15 protein-coding genes are annotated in these 13086 nt (G+C 71.9%); 7 read left to right on the top strand and 8 right to left on the bottom strand.

The genetic code is table 11. The annotated features are described in order from the left end of the window. Positions 1 to 327: 327 nt before the first annotated feature. A complete protein-coding gene (locus ACWCXX_RS18285; protein ID WP_451128338.1) occupies positions 328 to 957 on the top strand; it encodes a TetR/AcrR family transcriptional regulator in 630 nt (209 codons plus the stop codon). Between the two features lie 134 nt (positions 958 to 1091). On the opposite strand, the gene ACWCXX_RS18280 is transcribed toward ACWCXX_RS18285, so the two are convergent. The 4 genes from ACWCXX_RS18280 to ACWCXX_RS18265 form a co-directional block, all read right to left on the bottom strand. Continuing rightward, positions 1092 to 2792 carry an acyl-CoA mutase large subunit family protein gene (locus tag ACWCXX_RS18280; protein WP_451128336.1) on the bottom strand — a complete coding sequence of 567 codons (1701 nt, stop codon included), beginning with the start codon at positions 2790 to 2792 and terminating at the stop codon, positions 1092 to 1094. 117 nt (positions 2793 to 2909) lie between these two features. Then, positions 2910 to 3242, bottom strand: a complete 333-nt coding sequence (locus tag ACWCXX_RS18275; protein WP_451128334.1) for a DUF3817 domain-containing protein — start codon at positions 3240 to 3242, stop codon at positions 2910 to 2912. An 89-nt stretch (positions 3243 to 3331) separates the two neighbouring features. Further along, positions 3332 to 3841 (bottom strand): MarR family winged helix-turn-helix transcriptional regulator, encoded by a 510-nt coding sequence (locus ACWCXX_RS18270; protein WP_451128332.1) that lies wholly within the window; start codon positions 3839 to 3841, stop codon positions 3332 to 3334. 10 nt (positions 3842 to 3851) lie between these two features. Continuing rightward, positions 3852 to 5306 carry an MFS transporter gene (locus tag ACWCXX_RS18265; protein WP_451128330.1) on the bottom strand — a complete coding sequence of 485 codons (1455 nt, stop codon included), beginning with the start codon at positions 5304 to 5306 and terminating at the stop codon, positions 3852 to 3854. Between the two features lie 74 nt (positions 5307 to 5380). On the opposite strand from ACWCXX_RS18265, the gene ACWCXX_RS18260 reads away from it, so the two are divergent. Further along, positions 5381 to 6379: a DUF5937 family protein gene (locus ACWCXX_RS18260; RefSeq protein WP_451128328.1), complete on the top strand. Its 999-nt coding sequence runs from the start codon at positions 5381 to 5383 to the stop codon at positions 6377 to 6379. 51 nt (positions 6380 to 6430) lie between these two features. Here the strand turns inward: ACWCXX_RS18260 and ACWCXX_RS18255 are convergent, their stop codons facing one another. Further along, a complete protein-coding gene (locus ACWCXX_RS18255) occupies positions 6431 to 6730 on the bottom strand; it encodes an MTH1187 family thiamine-binding protein (RefSeq protein WP_093898565.1) in 300 nt (99 codons plus the stop codon). Further along, a complete protein-coding gene (locus tag ACWCXX_RS18250) occupies positions 6727 to 7077 on the bottom strand; it encodes a DUF3817 domain-containing protein (protein ID WP_451128326.1) in 351 nt (116 codons plus the stop codon). The genes ACWCXX_RS18255 and ACWCXX_RS18250 overlap by 4 nt, the downstream gene beginning before the upstream one ends. Before the next feature lie 269 nt (positions 7078 to 7346). Between ACWCXX_RS18250 and ACWCXX_RS18245 the strand changes: the two genes are divergently transcribed. From ACWCXX_RS18245 to ACWCXX_RS18230, 4 genes are all read left to right on the top strand, one after another. After that, on the top strand, positions 7347 to 7979 hold the full coding sequence (locus ACWCXX_RS18245) for an AIM24 family protein (protein ID WP_451128453.1): 633 nt from the start codon (positions 7347 to 7349) through the stop codon (positions 7977 to 7979). Further along, positions 7979 to 8629, top strand: coding sequence for an AIM24 family protein (locus ACWCXX_RS18240; RefSeq protein WP_451128325.1), 651 nt, complete (start codon positions 7979 to 7981; stop codon positions 8627 to 8629). Before ACWCXX_RS18245 ends, ACWCXX_RS18240 begins: the two co-directional genes overlap by 1 nt. Further along, entirely contained in the window at positions 8626 to 9390 is a 765-nt protein-coding gene (locus ACWCXX_RS18235) for an AIM24 family protein (RefSeq protein WP_451128323.1), read from the top strand. Before ACWCXX_RS18240 ends, ACWCXX_RS18235 begins: the two co-directional genes overlap by 4 nt. Before the next feature lie 116 nt (positions 9391 to 9506). Further along, positions 9507 to 9983, top strand: a complete 477-nt coding sequence (locus tag ACWCXX_RS18230; protein ID WP_451128321.1) for a MarR family winged helix-turn-helix transcriptional regulator — start codon at positions 9507 to 9509, stop codon at positions 9981 to 9983. 201 nt (positions 9984 to 10184) lie between these two features. Here ACWCXX_RS18230 and ACWCXX_RS18225 read toward each other — a convergent pair whose 3' ends face one another. Next, positions 10185 to 11639 (bottom strand): ATP-binding protein, encoded by a 1455-nt coding sequence (locus tag ACWCXX_RS18225; RefSeq protein WP_451128319.1) that lies wholly within the window; start codon positions 11637 to 11639, stop codon positions 10185 to 10187. Then, entirely contained in the window at positions 11636 to 12298 is a 663-nt protein-coding gene (locus tag ACWCXX_RS18220) for a response regulator transcription factor (RefSeq protein WP_451128317.1), read from the bottom strand. Before ACWCXX_RS18220 ends, ACWCXX_RS18225 begins: the two co-directional genes overlap by 4 nt. A gap of 119 nt (positions 12299 to 12417) precedes the next feature. Here ACWCXX_RS18220 and ACWCXX_RS18215 point away from each other — a divergent pair, with 119 nt between their 5' ends. Further along, positions 12418 to 13065, top strand: a complete 648-nt coding sequence (locus ACWCXX_RS18215; RefSeq protein WP_451128315.1) for a PepSY domain-containing protein — start codon at positions 12418 to 12420, stop codon at positions 13063 to 13065. The last annotated feature ends 21 nt before the right edge of the window (positions 13066 to 13086 follow it).

The raw sequence follows: 13086 nt of genomic DNA, 5'->3' as shown, positions 1-13086 counted from the left end.
TCCCCCCTTGGCACGCCGATCCGGAAAGCGAGACGGGAACCGTGCCCGTCCGCAACCCCCGCCGGTGTGCGGGACGCACGGACAGACACGGCCCGAGGGCCCCTGAAAGACCCGTTGAGCCCCTGAAAGGCCCGCTTCGGCCCCGGGTCCCCACCCGGCGCCTGTGGTTGTCATTCGGCCGTGGCGTCACGACGGCACACTCACCGTCCTTACGCTACGACCCGTAGCGTAACTTCCCCGTACCCCTCGCGCACAAGTGCGCCCGGTGATCTGTCTCACGGCTCCGGGGACCGGCCGGTTCTACTTACTGACCGGTATGGTCACGGCATGCCGAGCCGCCCCCACCCCAAACCCCCGCGAACGGGACGTCCGCGCAGCGTCGCGGCCGACGAGGCCATCCTGGAGGCGACCAGGGCCTCTCTGGTCGACCTCGGTTGGTCGAAGCTGACGATGAGCGACGTGGCGACACGGGCCGGGGTCGCCAAGACGACCCTGTACCGGCGGTGGGCGGGCAAGAACGAGCTGGTCGTGGACGCCGTCGCGGTCCTCTTCGACGAGCTGGAACTGCCCGATCTGGGCAGCCTGTCGGCCGATGTGCAGGCGGTGGTGCTGCAGTTCGCCGCGCTGCTGGAGCGGCCGGAGGCCCGGACGGCGCTGATGGCGGTGGTCGCGGAGTCGACCCGCGACGAGGCGCTGCGGGCCCGGATACGCGACTCGATCGTGGACCGGCAGAAGCGGTTGGTGCTCCAGGGGCGCAGGCGGGCCCAGGAGCGCGGGGAACTGCCCATGGAGCAGGACGAGGCCGTGGCGGCGACGACCGCCGACCTGATCTTCGACGTGATCGCCGGTGCGGTGGTGCACCGGGTCCTGGTGAGCGCGGAGTCCGTGGACGCGGACTGGGCCCGGCGCTTCACCGTGCTGCTGCTCGCGGGCCTGGGGGCGGCAGCCTCCGTCTGAAGGTCCGCCCGGGGGCGGGACACACGGTGCACGGGACGGGCCGCCCGAGGTGCGGGAGGCACGGCGGGGCGCGGGGCGGCCCTAGGGGCGGGGCAGCCGCACCGGCCGCCCCGCCCCGAGGGTCCGTCCGTCCGTCAGAAGCCGGGCGGCTCCGTGTAGATGCCCCACTCGTCGCGCAGGACGCCGCAGATCTCACCGAGCGTCGCCTCGGCCCGCACCGCGTCGAGCATCGGCGCGATCATGTTGGAGCCGTCGCGGGCGGCGGCCAGCATCGCGTCCAGGGCCGACTTCACCCGGGCGTCGTCGCGGGCCTCCTTGCGGCTGCCCAGCACCCGGACCTGCTCGCGCTCGACCTCGTGGCTGACCCGGAGGATCTCCAGGTCGCCGGTGACCGAGCCGTGGTGGACGTTGACGCCGACGACCCGCTTCTCGCCCTTCTCCAGCGCCTGCTGGTAGCGGAAGGCGGACTCGGCGATCTCGCCGGTGAACCAGCCGTCCTCGATGCCGCGCAGGATGCCGGAGGTGATGGGCCCGATGGGGTGCTGCCCGTCCGGGTGGGCCCGGGTGCCGCGCTCCTTGATCTGCTCGAAGATCTTCTCGGCGTCGGCCTCGATCCGGTCGGTGAGCTGCTCGACGTACCAGGAACCGCCCAGCGGGTCGGCCACGTTGGCGACGCCGGTCTCCTCCATCAGCACCTGCTGGGTGCGCAGCGCGATCTCGGCGGCCTGCTCGGAGGGGAGCGCGAGGGTCTCGTCGAGGGCGTTGGTGTGCAGCGAGTTGGTGCCGCCGAGGACCGCGGAGAGCGCCTCGACTGCGGTCCGCACGACGTTGTTGTACGGCTGCTGGGCGGTGAGCGAGACGCCGGCGGTCTGGGTGTGGAAGCGGAGCCACTGCGCCTTGTCGGTCTTCGCCCCGTAGGTCTCCTTCATCCAGCGGGCCCAGATCCGGCGGGCGGCACGGAACTTGGCGATCTCCTCGAAGAAGTCGAGGTGCGCGTCGAAGAAGAAGGAGAGGCCGGGCGCGAAGGTGTCGACGTCGAGGCCGCGGGAGAGGCCGAGCTCCACGTAGCCGAAGCCGTCGGCCAGGGTGTACGCGAGCTCCTGCGCGGCCGTCGCCCCGGCCTCACGGATGTGGTAGCCGGAGACCGAGAGCGGCTTGTAGGCGGGGATGTCGCGGGCGCAGTGCTCCATCAGGTCGCCGATGAGGCGCAGGTGCGGCTCGGGCTGGAAGAGCCACTCCTTCTGCGCGATGTACTCCTTGAAGATGTCGGTCTGGAGCGTGCCGTTGAGCACCCCCGGATCGACGCCCTGGCGCTCGGCGGCGACCAGGTACATGCAGAAGACCGGGACGGCGGGGCCGCTGATCGTCATGGACGTCGTGACGTCGCCGAGCGGGATGTCCTTGAAGAGGATCTCCATGTCGGCGGCGGAGTCGATGGCCACGCCGCAGTGCCCGACCTCGCCGAGCGAGCGGGGGTCGTCGGAGTCGCGGCCCATCAGGGTCGGCATGTCGAAGGCGACGCTGAGCCCGCCGCCGCCGGCGGCCAGGATCATCTTGTAGCGCTCGTTGGTCTGCTCGGCGTTGCCGAAGCCGGCGAACTGGCGGATGGTCCAGGTGCGGCCCCGGTACCCGGTCGGGTGCAGTCCCCGGGTGAAGGGGTACTCGCCGGGCCAGCCGATCCGCTCGAACCCCTCGTACGCGTCGCCGGGGCGGGGCCCGTAGACGGGCTCCACCGGGTCCCCGGAGAGCGTGGTGAAGTCCGCGTCGCGCTTGCGGGCCTTGTCGTAACGGGCCTGCCAGCGGCGGCGGCCCTCCTCGATCGCGTCAGCGTCCATGTCTTCGAATTTACTAGGACGTCCTAGTAAATGTCGATGGCAAACCGCCCGGTGCTCGGCACGGGGCGGTTCGGACGGTGCGGGCTGTGCGGGTGACGCGATGCGGACCGGGCCCGTTCAGGCCTTGGCGGTCACCGGGGAGCCGGTGGCGAGCAGCGGCTCGACCTCGCGGACGACCTTGCGCTCGACGAAGAACGCGGCCGTCGGGATGGTGCCGGAGATCAGAACCCAGAGCAGCTTGCCCATCGGCCACTTCGCCTTGGAACCGAGGTCGAAGGCGAAGATCAGGTAGACGATGTAGAGCACACCGTGGACCTGGGAGACGACGAGCGTCAGGCCCTCGCCCTTGTCGAAGCCGTATTTGAAGATCATGCAGACGCAGAGGACGAGCAGCATGACGGCGGTGACGTAGGCCATCACCCGATAGCGGGTCAGCACGCTGGGTTTCATGGAAGCGAGCGTAACCGCACGTCCGGGGCGATCTTGCAGCGGGCCGGGACCTCGAAACGCCGTTCCATTTCCCGCCCGGCGCCCCTCCCCTACTCCTCTTCGAAGTCGTGGGCCGCGACCCGCAGCGGGCGCAGCATGGCGAAGATCTCGGCGCATTCCTCGGCGTCGTACACCCCGAGTCCGAACTCCATGTCGACCAGGTCCTTCGTCGCCGCCTCGACGACCTCGCGGCCCCGGTCCGTGATGGAGGCGAGGGTTCCGCGGCCGTCGTTGGGGTTGGGGCGCTTGGCGACCAGGCCGGAGCGCACCAGCCGGTCCACGGTGTTCGTGACGGAGGTGGGGTGGACCATCAGCCGCTCGCCGATCTTGGACATCGGCAGCTCGCCGGCCTTGGAGAAGGCGAGCAGCACCAGCGCCTCGTACCGGGCGAAGGTCAGTCCGTACGGTTTGACGACTGCGTCGACCTCGGCGAGCAGGATCTGCTGGGCGCGCATGATCGAGGTGATCGCCCCCATCGAGGGCACCGGACCCCAGCGCTGCTGCCAGAGTTCGTCGGCGCGGGCGATGGGGTCGAAGGGGAGACGGAGCGGCTTCGGCACGGCACCGACCTTACCCACAGGTCACATGCTGGTCAGCCCCGTCTCGGACTTCGGTCCGGAGCCGGCCGTCGGGTGCGGTTCTCCTGACCTCCAGGACGAGCAGCAGCAGGCAGAGGGCGCCGACCACTCCGGCTCCGGCGACCACCTGGTGCACGGGGAGGAACTCGGCGGCGAGTCCGGCGAGGGCCATGCCGACCCCCTGGAGGGTCATCAGCCCGGCGGTGAGCAGGGTCATCGCCCTGCCGCGCAGGGCCTCCGGGACGGCTTCGACGAACCACTGGTCGAGGCCGATGACATACGCCCCGCCCGCCCCGGCGAGCGCCAGTGCGAGCGCGATCACGACCACGCCGGGGCGGAGTCCGTACACCACCAGGGGCAGCGGTCCCGCGACGGCGGCCGGCAGCACGACCAGGGCGCGCAGCCGGGGGCTCAGCGCCGTGCCGACCCAGAGCTCGGCGGCGATCTGGCCGACGGGCATCGCGCACATCAGCAGCCCGAGCACGCCGGGGCCGGCCCCGATCTCGTCCGCGTACGGGGCGGCCAGTGCCTCCGGCGCGACGGCGAACAGCGGGGGCAGCCAGAAGAGCAGCATCAGCGCACGGATCCTGCGGTTGCCGAGCAGGCTGCGGGCCCCGGCGAGCGACTCCCCCAGCAGGGCGCCGCGGCCCTCCCCGGTCCCGGCGGACCGGGCGGGCCGGTCCCGGGTGCCGAAGCGGAGCAGGGCCGCCGAGCAGAGGAAGGTCACCGCGGTGATCGTGATCGCCCCGCGCGGCGGGAGCACGGTCAGCAGCACCCCGCCCACCCCGAAGCCGGTGAGGACCGCGCTCTGCGAGACGATCCGCAGCAGCGAGCGGCCGAGGACGTACCGTTCGCCCTCGCCCAGGATGTCGGCGAGGGCGGCCATCCGCGTCCCGGTGAAGACCGGTGAGACGGCGGCGACGAGGCAGCGCAGCGCGAGCAGCCCGCCGACCGGGGTGCCCGGCAGCACCATCACGGTGACGCAACCGGCACAGACCAGATCGCAGACGACGAGGACCCGGCGGGCGGGGTACCGGTCGGCGACGCCGGCGAAGAGGGTGCCTCCCACGAGGTACGGGAGAAGACCGAGCGCGAAGGTGAGGGCGCTGAGCAGGGGCGAGCCGGTGAGTCCGTACACCAGGACGGTGAGCGCGAGCTCGCTGACGACGACACCGAGGAGGGAGAGCAGATGCGCGGCGAAGACCGCCCGGAACTCCCGCACGGCGAAAACGGCGCGGTAGCCGCCGGAGGCGCGGGCACCGCTCGTGTCGGGCACGGTCGTGTCGGGCACGGTCGTGTCGGGCACGGTCGCGTGGGGCGCGCTCGCGTCGGGCGCAGTCGCGTCGGGCACGGTCGCGTCGGGCACGGTCGCGTCGGGCGCGCTCGTGTCGGGCGCAGTCGCGTCGGGCGTGGGAGGGGCTGCTGGGTTTCCGGTGTCTGCGGGCATGGTCGCAGCCTGGGGGGTCACGACGGCTCTCCGTAGACTTTCGGCTCACACCGAAAGTTACGGGAAGGGCGCGCGTGTCGTTCCAACTGCACCTCGACGAGAGCGATCTGCTGCGCTGCCGGTTCGCCCTGTCGCCGCTCGGTGAGACCCAGGCCGCCGTGCGCGTCCTGGCCCAGCCCGAACGGCAGGGGTACCACCTGCCGTGGCTCCGGCTGATCCGCGACGCGGCCGAGAGCCTCGAACTCGGGCCGCTGTGGCTGCTGATGGCGCGGCACGGGCACACTCCCGACTTCTTCAGCCCGCCGCCGCCCGGCCCCGTCACCACCTTCGAGGAGGAGATCGCGGGGGTGCGGTCCGTGGATCCGGAGGTCGCCCGCCGGGACATAACACTGGCGCTGGCGAATCGGCCGGAACTGCTGCACTCCGCCACCGGGCAGGCGCTGCTCGCCGATCCCGCCCGTACCGTCCGGGACCTGGCCGACCTGCTGGAACAGGCCTGGCGGGTGCTGATCGAGCCGCACTGGCCGCGGCTGCGCGCACTGCTGGAGGCGGACATCGCCTACCACTCGCGGCGGCTCGCCGCGGTCGGCTTCGAGCGGCTGCTGGGTGAGCTGAGCCCCCAGCTGAGCTGGTCGGACTCGACGCTCACCATCGTCGGGACGCGCGGCAGGCACACCCGGGTGCTGGGCGGGCAGGGGCTGGTCCTGATCCCCAGCGTCTTCTGCTGGCCGGACGCGGTCAGTGGCTTCGAGCCGCCGTGGCAGCCCGCGATCATCTACCCGGCGCGCGGCATCGGCGGGCTGTGGACGGAACCCGCCGACCGCACTCCGCAGGCACTCGCCCGGCTGCTGGGGCGCGGCCGGGCCGATGTCCTGTGCGCGCTCGACGAGCCGGCCGGCCCGAGCGCGCTCGCGCACCGCCTGGGCCTCGCGGTGTCCTCCGTGTCGGAGCATCTGTCGGTGCTGCGTGCGGCGGGGCTGCTGACCTCGCGCCGGTACGGGCACCAGGTGCTGTACGAGCGGACTCCGCTCGGGATCGCCCTGGCCGTGCCGGAGCACGAACGGCGGGAATGAGGCGAGCCCCCGGCGGGGCCGGGGGCTCTTCGGCTACGCAGTGGGAATGCGTCAGTCCGTCTCCGCGAGGTACCGCTCGACCGTCTCGACCTTGGAGGTCAGGCCGTCGGTGACGCCGGGACGGATATCGGCCTTCAGTACGAGGGAGACGCGTCCGGCACGGGCCTCGACGGCGGCGACGGCCCGCTTGACGACATCCATGACCTCGTCCCACTCACCCTCGATGGAGGTGAACATGGCGTCCGTGCGGTTGGGCAGCCCGGACTCGCGGACGACGCGGACGGCGTCGGCGACGTACTCGCCGACGTCCTCGCCCACGCCCAGCGGGCTGACCGAGAACGCGACGATCATGCGCCGACCACGCCTTCCCGGCGGGCGCGGGCGGCGATGACGCCGTCGGCCTCGTAGCGCTTGAGCAGCTTGTCGCCGTACAGACCGCCGAACGGCACCACCGCCAGCAGGAAGAAGAGCGCGACGCGCTTCAGCGGCCACTTGGTCTTGGCCCAGACGTCGAGCAGCAGGACGGCGTAGATCACGAAGAGCACGCCGTGCAGGATGCCGAGCGGCATCATCAGGAAGTCGATGTCCGAGACCCGGCTGAGGACCGAGCCAAAGATGATCAGTGCCGGGAAGGAGAGCGCCTCGGGAATCGAGATGAGGCGCAGCCGGTGCAGGGCGGTAGCGGTCTTGATGTCCACGGGGGCACCTTCGGTGGGAGGGTCGTGACAGCTTGTGAACGCGGGCACAAGCTCGCCCCATTGTGGCATCGGCGCGGACGGCCCCGGGCAGCGGGGGCGGCCGGGGCGCCGCGGGCGGTTCCCGGGTCCGGTCCCCGCGCCGGGCCCGGTACGTCCCGATCACGTACGGATCCCGTCCCGGGTGCGTATCAGGGGCCTGTCGGGGGACCCGATCACGCCTCGGACCCTGTTCCGGTCCGGATCCGCCGGTTAACGTCGGCTCCGTGGCAATGTTCCGACTCCAAGGCAGCAGAACGCTCGCCGTCGACCTGGCCGGGGACGCCGTCAAGGCGAAGAACGGCTCGATGGTCGCCTACGACGGCCGGATGACGTTCAAGAAGATGACCGGCGGCGGTGACGGTCTGCGCGGGATGGTGACCCGCCGGCTGACCGGTGAGCAGATGACCGTGATGCAGGTGACCGGTCAGGGCACCTGCTACTTCGCGGACCGGGCGAGCGAGATCAGCCTCGTCTCGCTGCACGGCGACAAGCTCTACGTCGAGGCGAGCAATCTGCTGTGCACCGACTCCTCGCTGCGCACCGGCACCACCTTCACCGGGCTGCGCGGCGGGGCGAGCGGCAACGGCCTGTTCACCACCACCGTCGAGGGCACCGGGCAGGTGGCGATCATGTCGGACGGCTCGGCGGTGGCGCTGCGGGTCTCCGCCCAGTACCCGCTGTGCGTCGACCCCGGCGCCTACATCGCCCACCAGGGCAATCTGCGCCAGCAGTTCCAGTCGGGGGTCACCTTCCGGACACTGATCGGCGAGAGCTCCGGGGAGTCCTTCCAGATCCGGTTCGAGGGCGAGGGCGTCGTCTACGTCCAGCCGAGCGAGCGGAACACCATCGGGGGCGATGTCTGATGCCGTTCCGCGAGATCAACTCGAAGATGGTCGAGGCGACGGTGGTCCCCGGCCAGAAGCTGTACAGCCAGCGCGGGGCGATGCTCGCCTACCGCGGCGAGGTGTCGTTCACCCCGAACATCCAGGGCGGCCAGGGCGGCGTGATGTCGATGATCGGCCGGCGGGTGGCGGGCGAGGCGACCCCGCTGATGACGGTCGAGGGCAGCGGCACGGTGATGTTCGGTCACGGCGGCCACCACATCCAGGTCATCGAGCTGTCCGGCGACACCCTGTACGTGGAGGCCGACCGGCTGCTCGCCTTCGACGGGACGCTCCAGCAGTCGACCATGTTCATGGGGTCGCAGGGCGGGGTGATGGGCATCGTGCGCGGCCAGGTGACCGGGCAGGGGCTGTTCACCACCACCCTGAAGGGGCACGGCGCGGTCGCCGTGATGGCCCATGGCGGGGTGATCGAGCTGCCGATCACCCCCGGCCGCGCGGTGCACGTGGACCCGCAGGCATACGTCGCGCACCACGGCGACGTGCGCAACAAGCTCTCCACCGCGCTCGGCTGGCGCGACATGGTGGGGCGCGGCTCCGGCGAGGCGTTCCAGCTGGAGCTGAGCGGCAGCGGCGCGGTGTACGTCCAGGCCTCGGAGGAGAAGCTGTGAGCACGCCCGTGATCTTCGATCCGATGACGCTGCCGTCGGACGACAACGTCAACGCGTACACCTTCTGCGTGGAACTCAAGGGGAGCCAGTGGTTCCTGCAGAAGGGCAAGATGATCGCCTACTACGGGCGGATCGAGTTCGACGGCGTCGGCAACGGCCGCTTCGACCGGCTGCTGCGGACGAGCTTCCACTCACCGCTGCACGCGGGCGACTGGGTGGTGGCCGACGGCAGCGGCAAGATGCTGCTCGCGGACCGGGCCTTCGACGTGAACTCGTACGACCTGGACGACGGGAACCTGACGATCCGGTCCGGCAATCTGCTCGCCTACCAGCCGACGCTGGCGCTGAAGCAGTCGATCGTGCCGGGCTTCCTGACCCTGATCGGCACGGGGAAGTTCGTGGCCGCCTCCAACGGGCCGGTGGTCTTCATGGAGCCGCCGCTGCGGGTCGATCCGCAGGCCCTGGTGGGCTGGGCGGACTGTCCCTCGCCCTGCCACCACTACGACCACGGCTACCTGACGGGCGTGATCGGCGGGCTGCGGTCGCTGACCGGCCTCGGGGGCACCTCGGGCGAGGAGCACCAGTTCGAGTTCGTCGGGGCGGGCACGGTGCTGCTCCAGTCGACCGAGGTCCTGATGGCCGAGCAGCCGACGGGGGCGGTGCCGGGCCAGGCCGGGGTGCCCGGCGGTTCGGGTCAACCTGGCGCCTCCCCCCGAATGCCCGGTCAGCTGGGGGATCTCCAGCGTCGCTTCGGTTTGTGAACGGTAGTCTGCGGAGCGTGACGTCGAACGTCTGCACCCCGGGCCCGCCTCCGGCGGGCGCCGATTGTTACACCCTCACTTCGTCCGGCTTTCAACTTCTTAGGTAGAATCCACATATGGAGACCGAGACGGCCACCCGTTGGCTGAACGACGCGGAGCAGTGCGCCTGGCGCACCCACCTGGACGTCAGCAGGCTGCTGATGCACCAGCTGGAGAAGGATCTCCAGCCGTTCGGACTGACCAACAACGACTACGAGATCCTGGTCAACCTCTCGGAGTCGGAGGACCAGCGCATGCGGATGAGCGATCTCGCCGCCGCGACGCTGCAGTCCAAGAGCAGGCTCTCGCACCAGATCACCCGCATGGAGAACGCCGGGCTGGTCCGCCGGGAGAACTGCGAGTCCGACCGGCGCGGTCTGTACGCGGTCCTGACCGAGGACGGCGCGGAGACGATGCGGAGGGTCGCTCCATACCATGTGGCCTCGGTACGCAAGCACTTCATGGACCTGCTGACGCCGGATGCACTGGCGAACCTGCACGCGGCGCTGACGCCGGTCGCGGAGCACCTGCGCGGACGCCGCGGCAAGATCTGACCGCCCGGGGCCGGGGCCGGGCGGCGCGCCCCGGGCATACGCGCCGAGCGGCCGAGGCCCACGGCCCGCGCGTGCGGCGCCCGCAGGCCGTACGCGCGGCACCTGCGGGCCGTACTCATGGCATCCGCGGACCGTACGCGCGGCGCTCGTGAGCCCGTACGCACCACGCACGGCCGCACGGCCCCGGCTGCGGCGTGGTGCTCAGCCGACGGCCGGCAGCCGGAGCGTGAACCGGGCGCCGCCCTCCGGCGCGCCGTCCACCGTCAGCCCGCCGCCGTGCCGGACGGCGACGTCCCGGGCGATGGCCAGGCCGAGACCCGCGCCGCCGTCGTCCCGGGTGCGGGCGTCGTCGAGGCGGACGAAGCGTTCGAAGATCCGCTCGCGCTCGTCCGCCGGCACCCCCGCCCCGTCGTCGGTGACCTCGACGGCCACCGCGCCCCGCCCCGCCGCCCGCACCGAGACCGTCACCGCGCTCCGCGCGTGGCGCTCGGCATTGTCCAGCAGGTTGCCGATCACCCGCGCCAACTGCCCGCGCGAACCGGCCACTTCGAAGTCGCCGGAGTCCGGCACGGACACCGTCACGGGGATGCGGTCGCCGACGCGCTGGGAGACCTCCTCGCGCACCAGCGCGCCCAGGTCCAGCGTCGTACGGCCCGGCCGCTCCCCCGCGTCCAGCCGGGCCAGCAGCAGCAGATCGGCGGCCAGCGCCTGGAGCCGTACGGTGTCGGCGACCGCGCCCGGCAGGTCCAGCAGCTCCGGATGGGCCGCGCCCACCTCCAACTGGGTGCGCAGGGAGGCGATCGGGCTGCGCAGTTCGTGCGAGGCGTCCGCGACGAACCGCCGCTGCCGGTCCACCGACGCCTCCAGGGCCGTCAGGGTCTCGTTGGTGGTCCGGGCCAGCCGGGCGACCTCGTCGCGCGAGGCGGGCTCCGGCACCCGGCGGCTCAGGTCCTCGGACGCGGTGATCGCGGCCATCTCGCGCCGGATGCCCTCGACCGGGCGCAGCGCCCGCCGGGTCACCAGCCAGGTCACCCCGGCGACGACGAGCAGCAGCACCGGAAGCCCGGTCAGCATCGCGACGCGCACGGTGCCCACGGCCTCCTGCTCGGCGGCCAGCGGGGCGCCCGCGTGGACGGTCAGGGTCACCCCCTGCGACGTGGTCGCCCGGACGGACGCGAAACGGTAGTCGGCGCTCTCGCCCTCGACGGTGGCGGTACCGCTGCCGAACTCCGAATCGTCCGGCTCGACCTCGCCGCGGGCCGGGGCGTGCCCGCCGCCGTCCGCCCGGTCGTCGTCGCCGTCGCCGTCGTCACCGGAGCCGGAGCCCTGCCCCGGGCCGGTGGACCGGACCGGCACGACCCGGTCCGTGCCGGTCCCGGAGATCGCCTCCAGGCCCTCGGAGACGGCGACCACGCGCCCGTCCTCGTCGACCACCTGGACCGGATGGTCCTCCTCGTCGCGCATCTCCAGCCGGGCGTACGGCACGTCGAGGGCCAGCTGGCCGGCCACCTCGCGGGCCACCACCTCGGCCTGGAGCCCCGCCTGGTCGGTGAGGTTGGCGCGCAGCACCAGGAGCACGGAGATCCCGGCGCCGACCAGCGCGAGGGCGACCACCACCGTGGCGCCCAGCGCGGCCCTGGCCCGTACCGACCTCACGGTGCCTCCAGCCGGTAACCCGCCCCGCGCACGGTGCGGATGGCGGACGCGCCGAGCTTGCGCCGCAGCGTGCTCACGTACACCTCGACGATGTTCGGGTCGCCGTCGTAGGCGAAGTCCCAGACGTGCTCCAGGATGTCCGCCTTGCTCACCACCTGCCCGGACCGCAGCACGAGCTGTTCCAGCACCGCGAACTCCTTGGTGGTGAGGGCGATCTCGGTGGCGCCGAGGTGGACGCGGCGGGCCGCGGTGTCCATCCGCAGGGAGCCGGCCGCGATCACCGGGGAGGCGCCGCGCCCGCCCCGCCGCCGCAGCAGCGCCCGGATCCTCGCCAGGAGCACGACGTACGAGAACGGCTTGGTCAGGTAGTCGTCGGCCCCGGTGTCCAGGCCCTCCGCCTCGTCGTACTCGCCGTCCTTCGCCGTCAGCATCAGGATCGGCGTCTCGTGGCCTGCGGCGCGCAGGGCGGCGCAGACCCGGTAGCCGTTCATCCCGGGCAGCATGATGTCGAGGACGACGAGGTCGTACACCCCCTCGGAGGCCCGGTGCAGCCCTTCGAGGCCGTCGTGCACGACGTCCACGGCGAAGCCCTCGGCGGTGAGCCCCGCGGCCAGGGACGTCGCCAGCCGCTTCTCGTCCTCCACGATCAACAGACGCATGGGCCCCAGGGTCGCAAACGGAACCTGAAGACGGCTTCAGGTGGCTTCAGGCTGCGTTCAGCATCACCCCGGCAATGTGGTTCCCGTCGCCACCGCATCCGACCGGGGAGGAACCCCTCATGAAGCGCAAGACCGTCATCGCCGCCGTCACCGCGGCCGTGCTCGTCGGCGGCGGGGCCGCCACCACGGTCGCCTTCGCCGACGACGACAACCACGACCGCGACACCAGGAGCAGCGCGCCGAGCGGCAGCACCGCCCGTGTCTCCGTGGAGGACGCGGTCGCCGCCGCCGTGAAGGCCGTTCCGGGCACGGTCACCGGGGCCGAGCTGGACGACGAGGACGGCGGGCAGGTCTGGGAGCTCGACGTGTACGGCTCCGACAAGGTCTGGCACGACGTGACGGTGGACGCGGGCAACGGCAAGGTGCTCGGCAAGCACACCGACGACGAGGACGACGCCCGCGACCGGCACGCCCCCCGGTCGGCCGCCGTGTCGCTGAACGAGGCGGTCGGCGCCGCGCTGAAGGCGAACCCCGGGACCGTGACCTCCGTCGACCTGGACGACGACCACGACGACCACACCGGCCGCAACGGGGCGTCGCACTGGGAGGTCGAGGTCCGGGGCAAGAACGGCAAGGAGCACGAGCTGAACGTCGACGCGAAGACGGGCAAGGTCACGGCGGACCGGTCGGACGACGGCAAGCACGGCGAGCACGGCGCCGACGAGCACGGGGACCACGACCACGACGACCACGGGGACGACGACTGACGGACCCCGCCCCTCGGGGGA

Source organism: Streptomyces sp. NPDC001732, from assembly GCF_053596315.1.
The sequence above is the reverse complement of the archived record's forward strand: the minus strand, read 5'-3'. Positions and strand labels throughout refer to the sequence as shown.

Coding starts and splice junctions, on each gene's coding strand:
- ACWCXX_RS18285 (WP_451128338.1), top strand. CDS start 328: ATGCCGAGCCGCCCCCACCCCAAACCCCCGCGAACGGGACGTCCGCGC.
- ACWCXX_RS18280 (WP_451128336.1), bottom strand. CDS start 2,792: ATGGACGCTGACGCGATCGAGGAGGGCCGCCGCCGCTGGCAGGCCCGT.
- ACWCXX_RS18275 (WP_451128334.1), bottom strand. CDS start 3,242: ATGAAACCCAGCGTGCTGACCCGCTATCGGGTGATGGCCTACGTCACC.
- ACWCXX_RS18265 (WP_451128330.1), bottom strand. CDS start 5,306: ATGCCCGCAGACACCGGAAACCCAGCAGCCCCTCCCACGCCCGACGCG.
- ACWCXX_RS18255 (WP_093898565.1), bottom strand. CDS start 6,730: ATGATCGTCGCGTTCTCGGTCAGCCCGCTGGGCGTGGGCGAGGACGTC.
- ACWCXX_RS18245 (WP_451128453.1), top strand. CDS start 7,347: ATGTTCCGACTCCAAGGCAGCAGAACGCTCGCCGTCGACCTGGCCGGG.
- ACWCXX_RS18240 (WP_451128325.1), top strand. CDS start 7,979: ATGCCGTTCCGCGAGATCAACTCGAAGATGGTCGAGGCGACGGTGGTC.
- ACWCXX_RS18230 (WP_451128321.1), top strand. CDS start 9,507: ATGGAGACCGAGACGGCCACCCGTTGGCTGAACGACGCGGAGCAGTGC.
- ACWCXX_RS18220 (WP_451128317.1), bottom strand. CDS start 12,298: ATGCGTCTGTTGATCGTGGAGGACGAGAAGCGGCTGGCGACGTCCCTG.
- ACWCXX_RS18215 (WP_451128315.1), top strand. CDS start 12,418: ATGAAGCGCAAGACCGTCATCGCCGCCGTCACCGCGGCCGTGCTCGTC.